Raw genomic sequence first — 20,415 nt, 5'->3', positions numbered from 1 at the left:
ACCGGGACCTGCCGGCGGCAGCCGACGCACTCGCCGACGGCGTGCAGCTGGCCGTAGGTATAGCAGCCGCGGCAGAACCGGCCGGGCAGCTGACCCCAGGCGAAACAGCCCACTCAGGAGGCCGCCGGCTTGTTCTCGCTGATCTTCCCCATGGTGATGGTGACCAGGTCACATAGGAGGCAGGGAACGGCCGTCGCGGCGCTTGGGCACGACGGCCGGGGCCACCACCGAGCCGGTCGTGGCCTCCTGGACTCCAGCCTGCTGACCTGGGCGGCTGACCTTCCCGGGCTCGGGAATCAGCAGATCGCCGATCTCGCAGCCGAGCACGACACAGATCACGTCCAGGTCCTCCAGCTTGAGGGAGACCGGTTGGCCGGACCACAGGCCAGACATTTTCCCGGCCGAGATCACCAAGCCGTGCTCGGCCAGGCTCCGTTGGAGCTCGGACGCCTTCCAGATGCCCTTGTTCGCGGCGGTCAGCCGCAGGTTCCACTTCATCCCATCAGTCCTTCCAGCCGCTTCGCGGCCCGCTGCTGCCCGGACACCCAGGCGTCCTCGACCCGGGTCTGCTGGACGTGGATGTACCGCATCGTGGTGGCGATCCAGGAGTGTCCGAGGACCTCTTGGATCCCGAGCAGATCAAGCCCTCCGAGGTAGCGCTCGGACGCGCAGAAGTGCCGCAGGACGTGCGGCGTCAGCGTGTGGGCCCAGCCGGGCAGATGGGCGTCCGCCGCGGCGGCCAGACCGTTGCGCAAGGCGTCGTCGCCGACGCGGCGCGAGGAGCCGTCGGTGTTCTTGCGCTCGGAGGGGAACAGCGGGGCGCCGGGTCGGGTGTGGTCGTCGTCGAACTGGCCCCAGACGTCCTCGATGAACCACCGCAGCGTGCGATCGGCGCCGTTGATCAGCGGCACCATGCGCTCGCGCGGGCCCGAGCCGCGGGCGCCCTTGCCGTGGCGCACATGGAGCTTGCCGAAGCGGCCCAGGTTCCACTTGATGTCCGCCAGATCGAGTTTGCACGCCTCGCTCACCCTGAGTCCGACCTGCGACATCAGCTTCGATGCGGTGTAGTTCCGCGCGGTGGGGGCGAACTTGCGGCAGGTGGCCAACTCACCGCCCCAGCCGGTGAACAGTGTCTTGATCTCCGGCTCGGTCGGCGGGATCCGCAAGGCGGCGTCCTTGGATCCCCGTGGGCGGTTCATCTCGTCGATCGGGCACTCGATGACCCGACCGGTCATCCGATGGATCTCAACCTTGTGCCGCAGCTCCAGGAACAGGAAGTACGTGGTCAGCGCCTGCGCGCGGGCCAGCCGGGTGCCGCTCGGCGAGTCCCGCAGCACCTCCCCGAAGTATCCGTCGGCATCGGCCGGCTCCATATCCCACAGCGGCCGGCCGAACCAGGCCCGCATCTGGTCCAGGTGCCCGACGTCCCCGCGGATAGTGCCGTCCGCCAGCCCCGCCGAGGCCCGCGCGAGGACAAAGCCGGCGAGCACATCGGTCTCGAACTGCTCCAGTTCCTCCGCCGAGACTGGACCGCGGAACTCGCGCAGGTCGCGTACGGCTGCCAGCGCCAACCCGAGCCTCCTCCCCTTCACCCCGATCGCAGATCGATCGGACGAAGTGAGAACGCTTCAAGAATCCTGAAGTTACGTCACCGGCTCGAAGAACACCCCAGGAGACAGAGCACCCCTGGCCACCGGGGCAAGGACTCAGCGGGGCTCAGAGGAACTCACGGGATGTCGCACATACGGACGCTCTGGGGACTGGAACGGTTCAGGCTCGACCATGACAGGCAGCGTCGCCGTTCCGCCCGCCCGCATCGTGAACATTCCGTGCCTGAACAACCCGCAGACATCTGTCAGGCACGGTGACTGAGAGGCACATGCCTCACATGCCTTCTCCGAACTAGGGGTATCGGTAAGAACTCTGTCACCAGCCGCATAGGAGGGTGCCATTGTTACCCGTCGTCCTGCGTCCTCACCGCTTCCTTCCGCCAGGAGAGGAGGTTGGTGAGGGCCGGGTGGTCCTCGCCCAGCACCCGCACAATGTGCTCCAGCAGGTGGGGGTGGTCCTCGCTCAGCTTCGGCACCATGTGTTCCAGAAAGCCGGCGGCCATGTCCTCGCCCAGCTCTCGCACCGAGTGCTCCAGAGCGTCGGCGTACGCCCGCGTGGCCCCGGCCGCATCCCCCGCCCGCCCCAGCCAGTTGGCAAGGTTCCACCGGACGGTGGTGGTGTGGCCGTGGTCCTCGCCCAGCACCCGCACCATGCGCTCCAAGAGGTCGGCGTACGCATGCGCGGCTGCGGTGGCATCCCCAGCCCGTCCCCGCCAGCTGGCGAGGTTGCCCCGGACGGTGAGGACGTGGGGGTGGTCCTCGCCCAGGGTCCGCACCGCGTGCTCCAGAAGGCCATCGAAGCCCTGCTCGGCCCCCGCTGCATCCCCCGCCCGTCCCCGCCATAAGGCGAGGCTGCTTCGGGTGACGAGGGTGTCGGGATGGTCTTTGCCCAGCACCCGCACCATGCGCTCCAGAAGGTCGGCGAGTTCCTGCACGGTCGCCGCCGCATCCCCCATCTGGCCCCGCCAGCCAGCGCTGCGGCTCCGGAGGGCGAGGGTCTGGTCCTCGCCCAGCCCCCGCACTATGTGCTTCATCGTGTCGTCGACCATCTGCATGGCCGTCGCGGCATCTCCTGTCTCCTCCTGCCAGCCCGCCTGCAGCATGTGTTCCTGCATGCCGTCGATATTCAGCGCGAACCCCGGGAGCGCCGCCTGCCCCCGCCAGGTGGCGAGGTTGCTCTTGGCGGTGCGGGTGGCGCGGTGATCCTCGCCGAAGCGGCTGCGGGTGATGGTAGTGAGGTGATCGAAGTGGGCGATGGCGGCCGTGATCTGACCGCTCTCGCCGAGGCTGCGTCCGAGGCGGTACAGCACCTTGTGCGCGTTCGGCCGGTACAGCGCCTCTTCGCCGTGGCGGGTGAGTGCTTCGGTGTTGCTTCGTAGGGCCTGGGCAAGGTCGGTGTCGTCGTCAGCGGGAGGCCAGGCTGCCATTAGGGCGTCGGCGGCGGTACGGGCGTACTGGTCGTGCTGGTGGGGGGCGTGGGTGTCGCGGGTGGCGCGCTGAATGAGCTGGTGGACACGGACAGCCTGGTGAGAGGTGTCCGGGGTGTGGTCGATCAGGCTGAGCCGGTCCAGTGCGCGCAGCGCGCCGAACGCCTCCTCGGGGGTGACCGGCGGCGCGGGGCGCAGCCGGATGCCCGGCCACCACTTCCGCCGCCGCGCCCGTACAGGGTCGGCGGCGGTGCGGTGCCGCTTGAGATGGGTGAGGGCGGGCCGGCTGGTCAGAACGGTCTGGGGGATGCCGTTGGCATCGAGCAGGGAGGCCAAGTGGAGCATGGGTCGGGCAAGGCCGGCGGGGCGCAGGGTGTCGGCGCGGTCGATGGACAGAGACCAAACGGCGGCGAGGGTGGTGGCCTGCTCGTCGGGCAGGGCGTAGGGGACGAGGTCGGCGAGTTGCGTGGCGCGGTCAGCCAGCAGATCCCGGTAGGCGGCCGCGGTCGTGCCAGAGTCAATGAGGTAGGCGGCCGCCTGGGCCAGGGCCAGGGGCAGGTGTCCGAGATCCGCGGCCAGGGAGGTGAGCTGGCTGGTGGGTTCGATGCGGCCACGGGCTTCCAGGGACGAGGTGAGGTAGGCGACGGATTCGTCGGGGGTGAACAGGCCAACCTCGATCCGGCGGCGACCTTCGCCGAACAGGGCGGCGTCACGGCGGCGGGTGGTGAGCAGAGTGTGGCCGTGCGGACTGGCGGGCGGCCACAGGCTGTACGGGGTGCCCGGGTTCTCAGGATGGACGATGAGGTCGCCTGGGTCGGCGAGGTCGTCCAGGACGATCAGCCACCGGCATGGCCGCTGCCCGGGCTTGGGTGCCAGCCAGGCCAGGAACTGCTTCGCGGCCTGCTCGGGGTCGTCAGGGTCGGCCCGGCACAGTTCGCGGCCGGCCTGCGCGTATCCGTCCACCACCGCCAACTGGGTGCTGGCGGTGATCCAGACCAGGACGTCCAGGTCGCCGTTGTTCCGGGCGGCGAGGGCATAGTCGGCGGCGAGTTGGGTCTTACCGACGCCGCCCATCCCGGTCAGGACCTGAGAGAGCACCGCGATGCCCCCACTCTCGACCACCGCCCGCAGCCGGTTCGCCTCTGCGCGGTGCTGGAAGGACCGCGCCAGCGTTGGGACCACACCGACCTGATGAGGCCACGAGGCAGGCTCCAGTGGCACTCTGTTCTGCACGGTCAGGGTGTGAACGTAGCCGCTGATGGCGGTTCCGCCGTTGGCGGCCGTCGCGTCCCCGGTGCGGGACAGATGTGCCGAAGCCGGGGATCCAGGGCCGCTTCCTGGGGCAGGGCCTCGATAGCCGGTCACGGCCGTCTCATCGCCGGTGGCCTCGGCATTGCCAGTATCCGCCACGGTCACTGACGGCTCGGGCTCCTCGTCCGGTGCCGTGCGCGATGACTCTTTCGCCATGGGAGCGGGCCTAGTTCAAGTAGTCGATGCCGGAGACGGAGTTCGGGCCGCTCGCCTCTCCAGTACGCTCGGCGGCGGCCGAGCCCCGTCCCCGGCCGCCAGGCCTCCGGATGCCGGAAGTGCCGCCGTCGTCGGCCCTCCCGGTCCGGATGGCTCTGTCTGTGGGACCGGCAGCGGGCGGATGCTGTAGCAGGGCCCAGACCAGGGCAGCGATACCGACGGCGGCCTGGACAGTGGCCCCGGCCAGCTGTCCCGCACCGGGGCCGTCCAGAAGCCACACCAGCGGTGTGGACAGGACTCCAGCCGACGCCAGCACAATGACCGTGATCTTCCATACCTGTGACACAGCGGCTCCCCCTCGCCTGACACATGCGCCACCAGCCGCCTGACGGCCCGCCACATCGCATTGTCCCGTACGGTTCCCGCCTGAACCAGGAAACACACCTTTCTGCATCGCGGTTGCCTTCGCGGCCGTAGACCGTCACATCGCCGAACGCGCCGCACCTTGCCGGACACGACACCCCTCGCTTGCGGCTGGTGACAGCGCTCTTACCGGCACCCCAACTACCGCCAGAGAGGCCGTTTAGCGTCCGACTGCGGCGTGCTTAGTCCGTCTTGTTCAGGTTCTGGGCTTCCCGGACCGCTAGTTGCTTGATCGTCGGCATTCCGACGAATACCGGCGAGCTCTTCCGCCTCTTGCTGGCGTCAATCTGGCTGATCTTGTCGTGGGTTGCGGTGAGGCTGACGGTCAGTTGCTCGACGTCGCCCAGCCATCCTTCTCGCTCGGCTTCGGCGATCCTGGCGTGCAGGTTCTCGCGGATCTCTTCCAGACGGGGCCGTTCGTCCGGCCCCACGATCAGTACCGGGCATCGCACACAGGCGTGCTCGTGGACACAGCTACTTCCGTATGGTCGGCCGCACTGCCCCAGGGCCAGCTTGCGCCGCTCGAAGTGCCCGAGGAACTCCTGCCACTCCTCGTCGGTCACCGCTCGGTATTCCCCGGCGGGTCGTAGACCGCGGCGCCGGGCGATGAAGGCTCGGTGAGCCTCGATGGCATCTTCCGGGTAGATCGCGGCATACCCCATCGTGGTTCCAATGTGGTCGTGACCAGCAATAACCTGGGCGATGTGCGGCGGCAAGCCGTTGAGGATGGCGTCGGTGATGAACATCCTGCGGAAGTCGTGCGGCTGGAAGGTCAACGGCTGTCCGTGGGCGTCGGTGATGCCGGTATCCGCCAGCAGCGTGTTGAGTGACTGGCGGATCGTGGTGATGGAGATCGTCCTGTTCTCCCCGCCTACGGGCCACTGGTAGAGCAGCGGCATGGGTGGGTTCCAGACTTTCTCGTGCAGGTCATAGGACGGGATGCTCGGCACCCTGCCGTCATGCTTGCGAACACGGCTGATCACGGCGCTGAGAACGTCGGCGAGCTCAGGGCTGACCAGCAGGAGGCGCTCTTAGTACTGCAACGGTGTTTGCCGTGACGGTGGGTCGGTTTCTGGTGGGGTGTGGCCTCGGCGTTTGTAGTGGCTGGTGCGGGCTTGGTGTTGTCTGCGGCGGCGCCAGTGTGACCAGTGCAAGATGTGCTCGATGCTCGGACGGGGCCGGGTGAGCCGGCCCATCAGTCGTCTGAGTTCGGGCAGGCTGAGGGGGATGAGCTGGGAGGATCCGTTTCTGCTTTCCCGGTATCGAGTTCGCGGGCCCGCAGCACGGTCAGGCATGCGTGGGCGGCCATGGCCAGGGTCATGTGGCGGTGCCAGCCGGGGTAGCGGCGGACCTGGTAGTCGTCCAGGCCGCACTCCTGTTTGGCGGTCTGGAAGCATTCCTCTACTGCCCATCGGCTGCCTGCGATATGGATCAGTTCGTCGAGTGTGGTGCCGACTGGGCAGTAGGCGATGTAGTAGGAGATCTCCTTGGGGCGGCTGACACTGCGGCGGGCGATCACCCAGTGCCGGCGATCCTCGCGGTGCCAGGGACGAACCTCGACGCGGGCCCAGTCGTAGATGCGCGGGCCGTGGGCGCCGTTGCCGCAGGAGCGTCGCTTCCACTTCTGCCGGGGCAGCCCGTGAAACAGGTCGTGGACGGGGTGGTCGATCGCCCAGCGGGTGACGACGGTGTCGTGCCGGGTGGTGGCCATGACGTGAAAGACGTCGGCCTGCTCGAGTTCGTGCCGCCAGCCCTTGCTGAAGCCGTAGGCGGCGTCCGCGGTCACCCACCGGAACGGGATCTTGTCCGCGATCGCCCGCCGGACCATGGCCTTGGCCATGGCCACCTTGGTCTCGAAACCAACAGTGTCGTCGATGCCGGCCTTCCGGCACCGGTCCCGGTCATCGGTCCAGGAGGTGGGCAGATACAGCCTGCGGTCGATCAACGTCCGCCCCTGGGGCGCCGCATAGGCGAGGAAGACACCGATCTGGCAGTTCTCCGTCCGTCCAGCGGTGCCCGAGTACTGCCGCTGGACCCCCGCCGACCGCACCCCCTTCTTCAAGAAGCCGGTGTCGTCCACGATCAGAACCGCCTCCGGGTCTCCGAGGTGCTCGACTACGTAGTCACGCACGTCGTCCAGGACCTCGTCGGCGTCCCACTCGATCCGGTTCAGCAGCCGGTGCATACGGTCCGGAGCCGCATGACCCGCCTCCTCGGCCAGTGTCCAGCCGTTCTTGCGCTCCAGCGGAGTGATCAGTCCCCGCATATAAGCCAGCGCTGATTCCCGCGGCTCCGACCGATTGAAGCGGTGCACGAACCGCTCATGCACAGCATCGAGTTCGCCCGCCCACGTCCTGGCCTCAGCAAGGTCCCCACCCATGACCACATCAACGACAGAACTGCCCAACCGTCACGGCAAACACCGTTGCAGTATTAGACGTCGTTTCTTATGGCTTGATCGTTCGTTGAACCGTGCATGACGGATCTGGTTGAGCGTTTGGTACCGGACGAGTTGTGGGTGCTGTTCCGGCGGGTGGTGCCGCCCACGGAGGTCAAGCGTCCGCAGGGCGGGGGCCGGCGGCGGGCGGGTGACCGTGAGGCCCTGGCCGCGATCATCTTCGTGGCCACCTCGGGCTGCACGTGGCGGCAGCTCCCGCCGGTGTTCGGCCCGGCTTGGCCCACGGTCTACCGGCGCTTTGCGCAGTGGAGCCGGGCCCGGGTGTGGGCGAAGCTCCACCGCGTCGTCCTCGACGAACTCGGTGCCCGTGGCGAGCTGGACTGGTCGAGGTGCGCGATCGACTCCGTCAGCGTGCGGGCGGCAAAAGGGGGTCACTGACGGGACCGAATCCGACCGATCGTGGCAAGTTGGGGTCGAAGATCCATCTGATCACCGACCGGAACGGACTGCCGCTTTCGCTCGGGCATCTCCGGCGCCAACATGCACGATAGCCAGGGCCTTGAGCCGCTCGTGCGCGGCATCCCGCCCATCCGCTCCCGTCGCGGCCCGCGCCGCCGACGGCCCGGCAAACTCCATGCCGACAAGGGCTACGACTACGACCGCCTGCGCCGTTGGCTCCGTGAGCGCGGCATCCGCCACCGCATCGCTCGCAAGGGCATCGAGTCCTCACGGCGGCTCGGCCGACACCGATGGGTGGTCGAAAGGACCGTGTCCTGGCTGGCAGGCTGTCGACGCCTCCACCGCCGCTATGAACGCAAGCCCGACCACTTCCTTTGCCTTCGTCGGCATAGCCGCAGCCCTCATCTGCCACCGCCGCCTCACCAACTGAAACGACGTCTAAGACGTCCCCTCAGGCGGTTGGCGGGGGGAGCCGCGCACGCTGCCGTCGCTTCAGCCGGAGTTGTACGAGGAAAGGGGCATCGCCCCGCTGGATTTCAACTGATCGCGTTGCATCCAGACGCCGGCGCACGCAGGAACGACGGCCGTTCCCACTGGAATCGGCGGCCGACATCGTACTCGGCGCGCGTTGCGCAGGTACTCGCGCCGGGCGGTGACCAGCGTCCGCCAGCCGCTGCGGGTGGGCTGCTCGCCGTCCAGCCACCGCGCTCTGGAGGCGTCGCTGAGAGAGCGGTCGGCCATGAAGTGTGCGATGTCGACGTAGTACGCATAGTTGCCGGACAGGGTCAGCTCGCGGAGTCGGGAGATAGAGGCCTCCAGTTCGGCGTCTGCGTCCAGTACGGCATGGTGGAAGCACATGACCAGCTCCAGGGTGGTCTCACCGGCCGCGGGTGCACATGCGCACCCTCGAAGTGCTGGTGACCGTGGCGGCGCGACGGGCACGTCGTCGCGCGGACCGCGCTGTCACACCGCGGTGAGACCACCGTCCACCACCAGGTTCTGGCCGGTGATGTAGGAGGCCCGATCGGAGAGCAGGAAGGTGACGGCCTCCGCCACTTCCCAAGCGGTGCCCTGACGGCCGAGCGGAATGCGGGCGAAGGAGGCCGCCCGGGAACTCCTGTTCGCCGATGCCTGGCGGCCCATCGGCGTGTCGATCAGGCCGGGGACGACCATATTGGCGCGGATGCCTCGTGCCGCTCCCTCCCTCGCCACATGGCGGGTCAGCCCGAAGAGACCGGCCTTGGAGCTGTCGTAGGCCGGAGAGCCGGTCGCGGCTCGCAGTCCGGCGACCGACCCGATGAAGACGACGGCGCCTTCATCGGCCATCGACGGAAGGCCGTGTTTGGCGGCGAGAAAAGGCGCGCGCAGATTCAGGCCGAGGACCTCGTCCCATTCCTCGGGCGACGAGCCCGCCAGCCCGGAGCCGAGGCCCACCCCTACATTGACCACCAGTGCGTCCAGCCCGCCCAGCCCGCGGACCGCTTCTGCGACCATGGCGGCCGACTGCTCCGCGTCCGTGGCATCAGCGACCACGGGAACACCCAGGGCACCTTCGGCGGTGACCAGGCCGGCGGTCACGGCGGCTGCCGGGCAAAGGACGTCGGCGCAGGCCACGTCCGCACCTTCGCGGGCGGCGAGAACGGCGATGGCACGACCGTTGCCGACGGGCGCCTGCGGGGAGTCGTCGGGACGCGTACCCGCGCCGACAACCAGCACTTTGCGGCCCGCGAGTATTCGGGCGGCGCGGTCCCGTTCCACCTCACTCATCACTCCCGTTCCCTTCCGGCAAGGCCTGCGCTGTCGAAGCCCGGGTCCAACTCCACGCCGGCCGAGTTCAAGAAGAACGCCACCATGTGGTACTGCCCGACCAGCATGGTGATCTCGATCATTTCCGCGTCGCCGAAGTGCTCGGCCAGGACTTCCCACGTGGCGTCGCAGAGCCACGCATCGCGGTTCAGCTCGTCCGCGGCCCGGATGAGGCTCCTTTCGAGGGCGGTCCACCCGTCGGCCTCCGGGCCCTGGGCCAGGCGCTCGATCTCCGTATCGGTGAAGCCCGCGGCCTTGGCCAGGGGCACATGGCGTCCCCACTCGTACAGGGCGCCGGTGTTGTGCGCGGTGCGCAGGATCAGCAGTTCACGGAACCTTCCGGAGAGCCGGCCGCGGCGGAGCAGCTGACCTCCGAAGGGCATGAACTGCTCGTAGAGCTCGGGATGACGCACGAGAGTGGTGAAGATGTTCGGAACCCGGCCCCCCGCGTCCCGTGGGACGGTGGTGGGTCCGCGTATCCCAGTCGTCCTCCGGCAGGGGCACGAGTCGAGGGAAGGCGTTGCGCGCAGGATCTCGCTCCGGCATTGAGACTCCAGGTGAAGTGCCCACCTGAACCAGGGTGGATGCGTGGTTCGGCGGTTGCGTGGGCATGGGTGTGTGGGGGCATGGCAGGTCCTTGGGGGCCGGGAGGGGCCGGCCGGTGTGAGCAACCGCCCCTCCCGGTCAGCTGGACGTCAGCCGGTCACGGGGCCGAACTTCTGCCGGGTGTCGAGGGGTTCTCCGAAGAGGACCCAGCGTTCCCCTTGGAAGCGCACGAGTTGCATGGTCTCGATGGGGAACCGGTCGTCGGCGCCGGTGTTCAGAGCGACGCCGGGGAGCAGCATGTCCACCTTGACGTCCTTGAGCTTTTGGACGGAGTCCCTCAGCCCTTCTCGCGTCGGGCATTCCATGGCGTCGAGGGCCTTGTGCAGGCTGGAGGCCACGGCCCAGCCGTAGGCGTTGAACTGGATGGAGGGATCGGCGTCCGGGGCGTACTTCTTCATCGCCGCCCGGTAGGTCTTCATCTCCGCGTCGTCAGCCCACTGGGGGTCGGCAGGATCCTTGAAGTAGGTGGCGGAGACGACGCCCTGCACGTTCTTGAAGCCGACGGGCTTGAGCACGCTGGTCGACGCCGAGACGCTGTTGACGATGTGCAGTGGGTTCCACCTGGGGTTCTTCGCGTCCGCGGCCAGAGCCTGGCTGCCGAACTTGGGAGTGGTGATGTTCAGCAGCACATCCGCCTGGGAGCGAGCGAGGCTGGTCATCTGGGCCGAGACGGAAGGGTCGGTGACCTCGTAGCTCTCCTCGGAGACGACCGTGATGTCGCTGCTCTTGACGGCCTGTTTGAAGCCGCCCAGCAGGTCCTTGCCGAAGTCGTCGTTCTGGAAGAGCACGGCCACCTTGGCCTTCGGCTTCTCCTTCTTGAGGTAGTCGGCATACATACGGGACTCGGCCACGTAGTTGGGCTGCCAGCCCATGGTCCACGCGTGTTCGGTGTCCGTGCCCCACTTGGAGGCGCCGGTGGCCACGAACGGCTGCGGCACCTTCTGCTGGTTGAGGTAGTCCCACACGGCTGAGGTGGAGGGCGTTCCCAGTGTCTGGAAAACGGCGAAGACCTTCTCCCGTTCCACCAGTCTCCGGGCTTCCTCCACGGCCTTCGGCGGCTGGTAGCCGTCGTCACGGACGACGAACTCGACCTTGCGGCCGTCGATACCGCCCTTCTCCGCGTTGACGTACTTGAAGTAGGTGCTGACGCCGTTGCTGATGGTGCCGTAGGCGGAGGCCGGTCCGGACATCGGGTAGATGCCTCCGAGCTTGATGCTCTTGTCGGTGATACCGGTGGTCTGCTGGCCCTTGCAGGCGCCGTCGGCAGAGGCGGCGGAATCGTCCTGTCCCCGTTGACTTGAGCAGGCGGTGGCGGTGACCAGGGCGGCGATTCCTGCGGCGGCTGCCCGCAGGGCGGTGGTGTGGCGCATCCGGATCATCCCTTTCCAGTGGTGGGCGGAGCGGTGAGGGGCTGGGGTTCGGGCTGTGGGGGACCGGTCGGTTCCGCGGGGGAGGCGGGCTCCGGTCGGCGGCGGGTGTGGCGGAGGTGTTCCAGACACCGCCGGACCCCCTGTCGGGCGCGGGCAGCCAGGCCGGCCAGTCCCGTTGGGGCGAGATACATGACGGCGATGATCAGAAGGCCGAAGACCACTCCTGGCGCGGCGGGGCTGATGTCCTGTGCCAGGTTCGGCACGTACATCACGAAAGCCGCGCCCAGCAGTGGCCCGTACACCGATGCGAGGCCACCCACGACGAGGCCGGCCAGCAGCGTGATGGACAGGTTGAGGCTGAAGGAGTCAGGAGACACGAAACCGATCACCCAGGTGTACAAGCACCCGGCGACACCTGCGAACATCGCGCTCCAGGCGAAGGCGAGCGTCTTGTGGAAGGAAAGTCTCACCCCCATCACCTCCGCCGCGCTCTCGTTCTCCCGGATGGCGAGCAGCGCCCGGCCGACACGTGAGCGCAGCAGGTTGCGGACGATCAGCAGCGTGACCGCGGCGACGGTGAGGGTAAGGAAGTACAGCCACTGGTCCTCGGCCAGGCCGGTCCAGGAAGGCGGCTGCGGTTTGGGGACGGTCAGGCCCATGGAGCCGCCCGTCACGTGCTCGAACCGCTTCAGTAGCGGCGGCAGGAACACGGCGAACGCCAAGGTGACCAGGGCCAGGTAGAGGCCGCGGAGCCGTAGCGCGGGTACCCCGAAACCCAGACCGAGGAGGAAGCACCCTGCGGCCGCGACCGCGAGCGTGGCCAGATGGCCGGTGGTGAAGCGGTCGAGCATGACGGCCGCCGTGTAGGCGCCCACGGCGAAGAACGCACCGTGGCCGAGCGAGATCTGTCCACCGTAACCGACGAGCAGGTTGAGGCCGGCCAGCACGACGGCGTACAGCAGCACCATGGTCAGCTGGAAGACCCGGAACGGGGCGAAGTAGTACGGCGTCGCGATCAGGGCGGCCGCGATGACCAGCGCCGCGAGCGGACGTGCCCAGCGCGCGGTGCGCGAAGCGTGCATCGTGAGTTCTCCCGTGCTCATGCCCGCTCCACCGCCGCCCGGCCGAACAGCCCCTGGGGCCGCACCAGCAGCACCACGAGGATGATCAGCAGTGGTACGCCGATCTTCAGGTCAGCGCCGACGAATCCGACGTAGGCCCCGGCCAGCGTCTCGGCCACGCCCACGACCAGCCCACCCGCCACCGCGCCCACCGGGCTGTCGAAGCCGCCGAGCGTGGCTGCGGCGAAGGCGTAGATGAGGGCGCCGCCCATCATGTTGGGTTCCAGGAACAGCAGCGGGGCGACCAGGACGCCCGACAGTGCGCCGACCGTCGCGGCCAGCCCCCAGCCGAGCATCAGCACCCGGCCCATCCGGATGCCGGAGAGTCTGGCCGAGGCGGGATTGGCCGCGACCGCCCGCATCACCAGGCCGGTCCTGGTGTGCTGGAACAGCAGGTACAGCAGTCCCATCACCACCGCCACGACGCCGATGACGCCCAGCGTCGACCAGCCGATGCCGACCCCGGCCAGGGTGACGCTGCCTTCGGGGAACGGCTGAGGGAAGTCCTTCACTGTGAACGACCAGATGAGGCCCGCAGCAGCGTTGACGAAGATGAACAGGCCAACGGTGACGATGACGATGGTCAGCTCGGGCGCTCCCTCGACGGGCCGGATGAGCAGGCGCTCGATGAGCATGCCGCCCGCGAAGGAGATCGCGAGGGTGACCGGCAGGGCCAGCCAGAAGGGCATCCCCGAGGCGACGAGCTGCCACGCCACGTAGGTGGAGATCATGGCGAGCTCGCCCTGGGCGAAGTTGACGATGCCGGTGAACCGGTGGATCAACACCAGGGCCAGTGCCAGGCTCGCGTAGATCGAGCCGGCGCCCACTCCTTCCACGACCTGCTGGAGGAATTCGCTCACGACCCTCACCCGCCTTTCCGGGCCTGGACGGAGATGCCGAGGTACACCTCGGCGACCTGGCCGTCCTGACGGATCTGATCGGCCGGGCCCGACAGCACCAGGCGGCCCGACTCCAATACGTGCGCCTGATGCGCGATGTCCAGCGCGAGCTGGGCGTTCTGCTCGACGACGACCACGGTCGTGCGCTCCTCCTCGTTGACGGTACGGACGATCCGGAACAGTTCACGGGTGACGAGGGGCGCCAGGCCCAGCGAGGGCTCGTCGAGGAGCAGCAGCGCAGGACGGAGCATCAGCGCCCTGCCGATCGCGAGCATCTGCTGCTCGCCGCCACTGAGGCTGCCGGCCGCCTGGCGGGAGCGTTCGCGCAGTTTGGGGAAGTAGCCGTAGACCCGCTCAAGGTCCGCTGCCACCGCCACCCGTTCGCTCCTCGCCCGGCGCCCTCGCCGGTGGCGCAGATACGCGCCGACGCGCAGGTTCTCCTCGACGGTGAGGTCGTTGAACGTGCCCCGGCCCTCGGGTACGTGTGCCACACCGAGTCGGGCTGTCTGTTCGGGAAGGCGACCCAGCAGCTGGGCGCCGTCCAGCGTCACCGATCCGCGTCCCTTGACCATGCCGCTCAGCGCCCGCAGGGTCGTGGTCTTGCCCGCGCCGTTGGGCCCGAGGATCGCGCAGATCTCGCCGCGGCCGACAGAGAAGCCGATGCCGTGCAGGACACGGGCCTGCCCATAGCCGGCGTGCAGGTCCGACACATCGAGGAAGGCCTCAGTCATGGGCTCGCCGGCGGGAGAGTCCTTCACCTGCCCGCTCACGCCGCTGCTCCCAGGTAGGCCTCGATGACGGCCGGGTCACGCTGTACCTGTTCCGGCGGCCCGTCGGCGATCGTGCGTCCGAAGTCCAGGCACACCACGCGATCGCACAGTCCCATCACGAAGCCCATGTGGTGCTCGACCACGACCAGGGTGAGGTCGAAGTCCTCGCGCACCGCCCGGATCAGGTCGGCGAAGACCTCGACCTCGCCGTGGCTGAGGCCGTTGACCGGCTCGTCGAGCAGCAGCAGCCGGGGCTCCACGGCCAGCGCCCTGGCCAACTCGACCCGTTTGAGCGTGCCGAAGGGCAGGCCGGAGGCGGGATGGTCCGCGACGTCGGCAAGGTCCAGCCGCCGCAGCAGTTCCTCCGCAAGCAAGCGCAGCCGCGCCTCCTCGCTCCGCACCCGCGGCAGCCGCAGCGCGGCGGCGAGATACCCTGTGCGGCCCCGGTGGTGAGCGCCGACCATCACGTTCTCCCGGACCGTGAGGTGCTGGAACAGGCCCAGGTTCTGGAAGGTGCGGGCGATGCCGTGCCCGGCCACGGCGTGCGGTGGCAGGGACAGCAGGTCCTCGCCTTCGTAGCGCACCGTGCCCTCGTCGGGCGTGCACCGCCGGGTCAGGCAGTTGAAGAGCGTGGTCTTGCCCGCTCCGTTGGGCCCGATGAGGCCCACGGCGGTGCCCTGCTCGACGGCGAATCCGACGCCGTCCAGAGCCGTGATTCCGCCGAAACGCATGGTGATGCCGTCGACCGTGAGCATGTGCTCCGCCCTTTCGACAAGGTCACTGGGGGGTGGGCGAGCGCCACAGTAGGAGGGCTCGGTCTGCGCGGGCATTGGGTGTGGCCACTCAACTTCGCGGCCGTCGCCCTGTGCACCGCGCACAATCCGACGTGAAGAACCGGTCCCCACCCTGTTGACTGGTCACGATTCGGCGACGACGATCGCGCCATGCGTCCCGCGATCGTTCCGAGTGTGCCTCCCCTGACCGAGCCGCTGCGCCGCGAGCGGCTGCGGATCCTGTGCGCCGTGAAGGAGCGCGTGGAGCAGGTGACGGAGTCCGCGCTTGCGATGATGCGCGCCGAGATCCCCGCCTACGCGGTGCAGGACGAGCACTTCTTCGAGGACGTGCGTCACCAGGTGCTGTCGCACTACCGGGTCCAGCTGGCGCTGCTGGCGGGCGAGCGGGGCTTCGCCTCCGAGGATGTGGCCTTCAGTCGCGCGGCGGCGATGCGCAGGGCCCGCGAGGGGTTCGCGCTGGAGGACTACATCAGTGCATTCCGGGTCGGCCGGCAGGTCTTCTGGGAGGCCCTGCGCGAGTGCGCGGGCCCGTCGGCAGCAGGGCAGGACGCCGTGCTCACCCTGGTCACCCCGTTGATGCGGTACATGGACTTCGCCAGCACCCAGGCAGCACAGGCCTACCTGGAGTTCCAGCAGCACGTAGTGGCCGACGCGGACCGCGAGCGCAGGGACCTGCTCGAGCAACTCCTCGCCGGCCACATGCCGACCCGGGGGCCCCTCCTTGCCGCGGCACAGGCCTACGGCATCGGTGCGCACCTGCCGATGATGGTGGTCGTGGCGGTCGGCGTCGACGGCGCCCGGTACGGAGGAGCGGACACGGCGGCCGAGAGCGGGTACATCACCAGCGCGGCGATATCCGCCGCCGGCGTGCGGGCCGCCAGAGTCCTGGTGGTCGTGCGGCACGGCGAGGTCGTGGCCGTGCCGGTGCTGCGCACGGGCACGGAGCCGGACGAGATCTGCGCGCGCTTCGAGGAGGCGCAGCGTCACCTGGCCCGGGACGGAACGGTCCTGGCGATGGGGATCAGCACGGTGGCCGGGGGGACGGCCGAACTGCCGCGGGCGTACCAGGAGGCCAGAGCCGCCCTGGAGTTCGTACCCAGCGGGGGAGGGGTGGCGGCGCTACCGCGGCTGTCTCCGTTCCAGTACCTCGCCCTGCGCGCGGACGCCATCGCCCGCCAGCTGGTCGACCCGCGGATCAGCGCCCTGCTCGATGAGGACATCCGGCGCGGGGGTTCGCTCGCGGCGACGGTACGGGCGTTCGCCGATGCGGATCTGAACCTGAGGCTGGCGGCGGAGCGGCTGCAGGTGCACCACAACACGGCGCACTACCGGTTGCGCCGCATCGAGGAGCGCACCGGCCGTAACCCGCGCCGGATCGCCGATCTGCTGGAACTGCTGGTCGCTCTCGCCATCCGCGACGCGCCCTGGGGAACGGAGGACGCGAGTTGAGCCAAACTCGTCCGGAGCCGACGGCGGGTTCACCGCAGGCGTCGGCGAAGACCGTGGCGGAGGGGGTGGAGGCCGCGGCTGGGACGACGGTGCAGACTCCCGCAGAGGCCGCGGCCGCCGCGGAAGTCTCGGTGCGGCGCGCATTGCTGGACGCGGCGCTCGATGTGTTCACCGAGCGCGGCTACGGCAATGCGAGCGTGACGGAGATCGCGGCGCGTTCGGGCATCGCCGTCGGCAGCCTTTTCCACCACTACGGAGGCAAGGGGGGCCTGTACCTGGCGCTGTGGGAGGAGTTCCAGGAAGAGCAGGAGCAGCGGACCGCGGCGGTGGTGGCGGCAGCGCGGCAGCACGGCGTGACCGACCCGATGGCACTGTTCCTCGCGGGGGCGAGGGCGTATCTCGAGGGCGCCTGGGTGCGCCGGCGCATGGGCAGGTTGCTGCAGCAGGAGGACGGCCCGGTCGGTTTCGGCGCACTGCGGCGGCAGTGGGACCGCTCGTGGGTACGGCGCAACGCCAAGCTGCTCAAGGTGGATGAGACCCGGCGGGCCTGCCGGGTCCGGGGTGTCGTGCTGACCAGGGTGATCAGGGGTGTCGCCGAAGAGCTGAGCGACTGCGCGGACATGGCAGAAGCCCAGGAGATCATCGAGGAAGTCTGCGGCATCCTGGCGCACCTGTCGGAGCCGCCCCAGTGACCGGCGCGCCACCAGGGGGCATCCGCTCGTGCGGTGTAACGGCTTCCGAACGATGTTCGGTCACCCAGGGTAGGTAGGATGAAGCCAGAAGCGGGGTGCTGCTGACTGTGGCGCCTCAAGGTGTGGGGGTGCATCGGTGGGCCGACCGACCAAGCCGATTCTCAGCCGCGGGCGCATCTGTGCCACGGCGCTGGCGATCGTGGACCAGGACGGGCTTGCCGAACTCTCGATGCGCAGGCTCGCACGTGAACTCGGGGTTCAGGTCTCCTCGCTCTACGAGCACGTCAAGACCAAGGACGACGTCCTCAACGAAGTCGCCAACACCATCATGGAGGACGTGGACGTCTCCGGCTTCGAGACCGGCGACTGGCGACACGGCGTGGCCTCCTGGGCCCGTTCCTACCGCGCCGCGCTGGCCGCGCATCCTCAGATCGTCCCGTTCCTGGCCTATGGCCCTGCCCGCCGTGAGGCCTCCCTGCGGCGCGCCGACGCCGTTCACGGCGGCCTCGTGGGCGCCGGCTGGCCTCCGCGCTATGCCACATTGATCGGTGCCTCCACCAAGTACCTGGTGGTCGGATCCGCGATGAGTTCGTTCGCCGGGGGGTTCGACGACGACGTCCAGGTCTACGTCGAGCGCTATCCACACCTGGCGGGGGCCCACCGCCTGCGCGGCCGCGCAGGCGTGATCGACCGGGACAGCTTCGAACTCGCCCTGGAGATGTTCCTCGACGGCCTCACCGCACTGCACGCCCGTGTCGCTGCGCCTCCGGAGCCCGCCGGGCTCTGATCGCCCGCAGGATCGCAGCGGACCCCGGGTCGGCGCGGAGGGTGACTCGCCGACGACGTCTTGCCCTGCACAGTGGGCACCTCTAGGCTCGCCAACCGAACGCTGTTCGGCATAGTTCCCGGTGCCGCGCGGCGCATCTTTCGCTTGCCCTGGTTCGACGGCGGCCGCCCGTGAACCGGAGGATCTGGTCGACTTCCCTCGCTGATCGAGGAGATCAGGACCCCCAAGGGCTGAGCACGTCACTGCGACACGGCTCGGACACCGAGGCGTGCCCTGGCGGAGACCGACCCGGTCGACCGCCCCGCGGTGACGCCTCGCCCTCTACGCGGCCTGCAGCCAAGAGGAGTTGATGTCGTCTTGACCAGTCCCTTTGAGCCGTTCGAACGACCGCGATCGTACGTCGGCAGCCCCTACGCGCACCCGCCTTACGCCGAGCCGGATCCCCCGACAGAGGTCGAACGGTTGCGTGCGGAGCGCCGCTCCAGGGTCCTTCCCGTTGCCGCCGCCGTGGTCGGCTTCTATCTGCTCAACGCCCTTCTGGCCAATGTGGCTGGCGGGTTGATGGCCGTGAGGCTGGTCGGCCACCTGAACCTCGGGCTCGCTCTGGCGCTGCTGCAGGGCGCCATCACGCTCCTCGTGTGCCGTTGGTACGCGCGTTACGCCCGCACCACCCTGGATCCGCTGGCCGAGAGCGTGCGGGCCGGGCTCGAACCAAGAGGGAGACTTCGGTGAGCGCCTCGCAGCTTTCCGCCCAGATCGCTCACAACGGAACAACCCTGATCGTCTTCGCCGTATTCGTCGTCTGCGTCATTCTCATCGCCTTGTGGGGTGCGGCGGACAGCGACACCCCCCGCCGCTTCTTCGTCAGCGGCCGCGAACTGCCCTCCTCGCGCAACGGGATCGCCCTGTTCGGCGACTTCATCTCCGCAGCGACGCTTCTTGGCACTCCCGGACTGATCGCACTGGCCGGCTTCGACGGCATCCCGTACCTGGTGGGGCCCGTCGTGGTCTGGGCCGTCATTCTGCTGGTAATCGCCGAGCCGTTCCACAACACCGGCAGCTATACGGTGGGCGACGCGCTGGCGCGCCGGCTGCGGCCGCGGCCCGTCCATCTGGCCATGGGACTCGCCACGTTGGTGATCTCGCTGTTCTACCTCACCGCCCAACTCGTGGGGGCCGGAGCGCTCGCGGCCCCTCTGCTGGGCATCTCCGGCGAGGCGGCCCAGAACTACCTGATGGTCTTCCTCGGTGTCCTGATGATCATCTACGTGGCCATCAGCGGTATGCACGGCGCTACGCTCGTACAGTTGCTCAAGGCGGCCGTCCTGCTCGTCGCGAGCATCTTCCTGGCAGCGCTCGTGCTGGCGAAGTTCAATTGGAACCCCAGTGACCTGCTGGGAACCGCGGCCCGCCGCAGCGGCGTCGGCGAGGACTTCCTCGCCCCCGGCGCCCGCGCCCAGGGGACCGGCACCGAGGCGCTGGACAGAGTCAGCCTCCAACTCGGAGCCCTGATCGGCGCCGCCGGGCTCCCACACATACTGATGCGCATGTCCGTGGTGCGCTCCGCGCGCGCTGCGCGGCGTTCAGTGCAGTGGACCGCGGTTCTGACGTGCGTGTTCTGCGCGACCGCGGGGATTTTGGGATTCGGTGCCGCGGCGGTTCTCGGCCCGGAGACCATCGTCGCCGGGAGCCCCTCGGGGAACACGGCCACCCTGCTGCTCGCCCACTCCCTCGGCGGCTCGTGGATGCTCACCGTCATGGCCTGCGTGGCGTTCGCCACGATCCTGGCCGTTGTTGCGGGCATAGCCCTCGCGGCAGCGACATCCGTGGCGCACGACCTCTACGGCGCGGTGCTCAAGCGGGGACGCGCGACCGAGGAGAAGGAACTGATGGTCGCCCGCTGGGCAGTCGTGCTGATCGGTTGCGCCGCGGTGGGCCTGTCCCTGCTCGCCGAGCGCCTCAACGTCTCCTTCGCCGCCGGGCTCGCGTTCTGCGTCGCGGCTTCGGCGATTCTTCCCGCGCTGCTTTACGGCCTCTACTGGCGGGGCTTCACCACCACCGGCGCGCTGTGGAGCATCTACGGCGGACTGGTTTCCTCGGTGGTCCTGGCCGTGCTGTCCCCGGCGGTTTCGGGAGGCCCGACCGCGCTGTTCCCGGACATGGACTTCAATTTGTTCCCGTTGCAGTACCCGACCATCGTCTCCGCCCCCCTGGGATTCTTCCTGGGATGGCTCGGTTCGGTGCTGGGGAGGGACAGGCCGGACCAGGCCACGTACTCCGCGCTCGAGTTGCGCACGCTCGCGAGCGTGGACGAGACCTCCGCCTAGGCCGCGTATC

18 protein-coding genes and 1 pseudogene are annotated in these 20,415 nt (G+C 68.8%); 6 read left to right on the top strand and 13 right to left on the bottom strand.

Annotated elements, in window-relative coordinates:
- Positions 1 to 168: 168 nt before the first annotated feature.
- From MDN94_RS32425 to MDN94_RS32405, 5 genes are all read right to left on the bottom strand, one after another.
- Positions 169 to 498, bottom strand: coding sequence for a helix-turn-helix domain-containing protein (locus tag MDN94_RS32425; protein ID WP_399183398.1), 330 nt, complete (start codon positions 496 to 498; stop codon positions 169 to 171).
- Complete coding sequence (locus MDN94_RS32420) at positions 495 to 1,571, bottom strand: tyrosine-type recombinase/integrase (RefSeq protein WP_482729411.1); 1,077 nt, start codon at positions 1,569 to 1,571, stop codon at positions 495 to 497. The genes MDN94_RS32425 and MDN94_RS32420 overlap by 4 nt, the downstream gene beginning before the upstream one ends.
- Positions 1,572 to 1,954: 383 nt before the next feature.
- Positions 1,955 to 4,219, bottom strand: coding sequence for an NB-ARC domain-containing protein (locus tag MDN94_RS32415; protein ID WP_482729410.1), 2,265 nt, complete (start codon positions 4,217 to 4,219; stop codon positions 1,955 to 1,957).
- Between the two features lie 890 nt (positions 4,220 to 5,109).
- Complete coding sequence (locus MDN94_RS32410; protein ID WP_482729409.1) at positions 5,110 to 5,910, bottom strand: tyrosine-type recombinase/integrase; 801 nt, start codon at positions 5,908 to 5,910, stop codon at positions 5,110 to 5,112.
- Positions 5,911 to 6,122: 212 nt separating this feature from the next.
- Positions 6,123 to 7,307 carry an IS701 family transposase gene (locus MDN94_RS32405; RefSeq protein ID WP_482729408.1) on the bottom strand — a complete coding sequence of 395 codons (1,185 nt, stop codon included), beginning with the start codon at positions 7,305 to 7,307 and terminating at the stop codon, positions 6,123 to 6,125.
- A 96-nt stretch (positions 7,308 to 7,403) separates the two neighbouring features.
- Between MDN94_RS32405 and MDN94_RS32400 the strand changes: the two are divergent.
- Positions 7,404 to 8,214, top strand: a pseudogene (locus MDN94_RS32400) (IS5 family transposase).
- Positions 8,215 to 8,276: 62 nt separating this feature from the next.
- Here the strand turns inward: MDN94_RS32400 and MDN94_RS32395 are convergent.
- From MDN94_RS32395 to MDN94_RS32360, 8 genes are all read right to left on the bottom strand, one after another.
- Positions 8,277 to 8,642 carry a hypothetical protein gene (locus MDN94_RS32395; RefSeq protein WP_482729407.1) on the bottom strand — a complete coding sequence of 122 codons (366 nt, stop codon included), beginning with the start codon at positions 8,640 to 8,642 and terminating at the stop codon, positions 8,277 to 8,279.
- A gap of 105 nt (positions 8,643 to 8,747) precedes the next feature.
- Positions 8,748 to 9,551: an SDR family NAD(P)-dependent oxidoreductase gene (locus tag MDN94_RS32390; RefSeq protein WP_482729406.1), complete on the bottom strand. Its 804-nt coding sequence runs from the start codon at positions 9,549 to 9,551 to the stop codon at positions 8,748 to 8,750.
- The gene (locus tag MDN94_RS32385) at positions 9,551 to 10,003 is read right to left on the bottom strand and encodes a carboxymuconolactone decarboxylase family protein (RefSeq protein WP_482729405.1); all 453 of its coding nucleotides are present in this window, start codon (positions 10,001 to 10,003) and stop codon (positions 9,551 to 9,553) included. The genes MDN94_RS32390 and MDN94_RS32385 overlap by 1 nt, the downstream gene beginning before the upstream one ends.
- 282 nt (positions 10,004 to 10,285) lie before the next feature.
- A complete protein-coding gene (locus MDN94_RS32380) occupies positions 10,286 to 11,566 on the bottom strand; it encodes an ABC transporter substrate-binding protein (RefSeq protein ID WP_482729404.1) in 1,281 nt (426 codons plus the stop codon).
- Positions 11,567 to 11,571: 5 nt separating this feature from the next.
- Entirely contained in the window at positions 11,572 to 12,669 is a 1,098-nt protein-coding gene (locus MDN94_RS32375) for a branched-chain amino acid ABC transporter permease (RefSeq protein ID WP_482729403.1), read from the bottom strand.
- Positions 12,666 to 13,547: a branched-chain amino acid ABC transporter permease gene (locus MDN94_RS32370; RefSeq protein ID WP_482729402.1), complete on the bottom strand. Its 882-nt coding sequence runs from the start codon at positions 13,545 to 13,547 to the stop codon at positions 12,666 to 12,668. The genes MDN94_RS32375 and MDN94_RS32370 overlap by 4 nt, the downstream gene beginning before the upstream one ends.
- 5 nt (positions 13,548 to 13,552) lie before the next feature.
- Positions 13,553 to 14,317: an ABC transporter ATP-binding protein gene (locus tag MDN94_RS32365; RefSeq protein WP_482729834.1), complete on the bottom strand. Its 765-nt coding sequence runs from the start codon at positions 14,315 to 14,317 to the stop codon at positions 13,553 to 13,555.
- Positions 14,318 to 14,352: 35 nt separating this feature from the next.
- On the bottom strand, positions 14,353 to 15,111 hold the full coding sequence (locus tag MDN94_RS32360; protein ID WP_482729401.1) for an ABC transporter ATP-binding protein: 759 nt from the start codon (positions 15,109 to 15,111) through the stop codon (positions 14,353 to 14,355).
- 189 nt (positions 15,112 to 15,300) lie between these two features.
- On the opposite strand from MDN94_RS32360, the gene MDN94_RS32355 reads away from it, so the two are divergent.
- The 5 genes from MDN94_RS32355 to MDN94_RS32335 all read left to right on the top strand — a co-directional run bounded on the left by MDN94_RS32355 (position 15,301) and on the right by MDN94_RS32335 (position 20,405).
- Positions 15,301 to 16,599, top strand: a complete 1,299-nt coding sequence (locus MDN94_RS32355) for a PucR family transcriptional regulator (RefSeq protein WP_482729400.1) — start codon at positions 15,301 to 15,303, stop codon at positions 16,597 to 16,599.
- Positions 16,596 to 17,291, top strand: coding sequence for a TetR/AcrR family transcriptional regulator (locus MDN94_RS32350; RefSeq protein ID WP_482729399.1), 696 nt, complete (start codon positions 16,596 to 16,598; stop codon positions 17,289 to 17,291). Before MDN94_RS32355 ends, MDN94_RS32350 begins: the two co-directional genes overlap by 4 nt.
- A 136-nt stretch (positions 17,292 to 17,427) precedes the next feature.
- Entirely contained in the window at positions 17,428 to 18,078 is a 651-nt protein-coding gene (locus MDN94_RS32345) for a TetR/AcrR family transcriptional regulator (protein WP_482729398.1), read from the top strand.
- A gap of 357 nt (positions 18,079 to 18,435) precedes the next feature.
- The gene (locus MDN94_RS32340) at positions 18,436 to 18,810 is read left to right on the top strand and encodes a DUF485 domain-containing protein (RefSeq protein ID WP_482729397.1); all 375 of its coding nucleotides are present in this window, start codon (positions 18,436 to 18,438) and stop codon (positions 18,808 to 18,810) included.
- Positions 18,807 to 20,405: a solute symporter family protein gene (locus tag MDN94_RS32335; RefSeq protein ID WP_482729396.1), complete on the top strand. Its 1,599-nt coding sequence runs from the start codon at positions 18,807 to 18,809 to the stop codon at positions 20,403 to 20,405. Before MDN94_RS32340 ends, MDN94_RS32335 begins: the two co-directional genes overlap by 4 nt.
- Positions 20,406 to 20,415 lie beyond the last annotated feature (10 nt).

Source organism: Streptomyces sp. WAC00040 (assembly GCF_056835925.1).
This window is presented reverse-complemented; position numbering and strand designations above follow the sequence as displayed.

Coding starts and splice junctions, on each gene's coding strand:
- MDN94_RS32425 (WP_399183398.1), bottom strand. CDS start 498: ATGAAGTGGAACCTGCGGCTGACCGCCGCGAACAAGGGCATCTGGAAG.
- MDN94_RS32405 (WP_482729408.1), bottom strand. CDS start 7,307: ATGGGTGGGGACCTTGCTGAGGCCAGGACGTGGGCGGGCGAACTCGAT.
- MDN94_RS32395 (WP_482729407.1), bottom strand. CDS start 8,642: ATGTGCTTCCACCATGCCGTACTGGACGCAGACGCCGAACTGGAGGCC.
- MDN94_RS32390 (WP_482729406.1), bottom strand. CDS start 9,551: ATGAGTGAGGTGGAACGGGACCGCGCCGCCCGAATACTCGCGGGCCGC.
- MDN94_RS32380 (WP_482729404.1), bottom strand. CDS start 11,566: ATGCGCCACACCACCGCCCTGCGGGCAGCCGCCGCAGGAATCGCCGCC.
- MDN94_RS32375 (WP_482729403.1), bottom strand. CDS start 12,669: ATGAGCACGGGAGAACTCACGATGCACGCTTCGCGCACCGCGCGCTGG.
- MDN94_RS32365 (WP_482729834.1), bottom strand. CDS start 14,317: ATGACTGAGGCCTTCCTCGATGTGTCGGACCTGCACGCCGGCTATGGG.
- MDN94_RS32360 (WP_482729401.1), bottom strand. CDS start 15,111: ATGCTCACGGTCGACGGCATCACCATGCGTTTCGGCGGAATCACGGCT.
- MDN94_RS32355 (WP_482729400.1), top strand. CDS start 15,301: ATGCGTCCCGCGATCGTTCCGAGTGTGCCTCCCCTGACCGAGCCGCTG.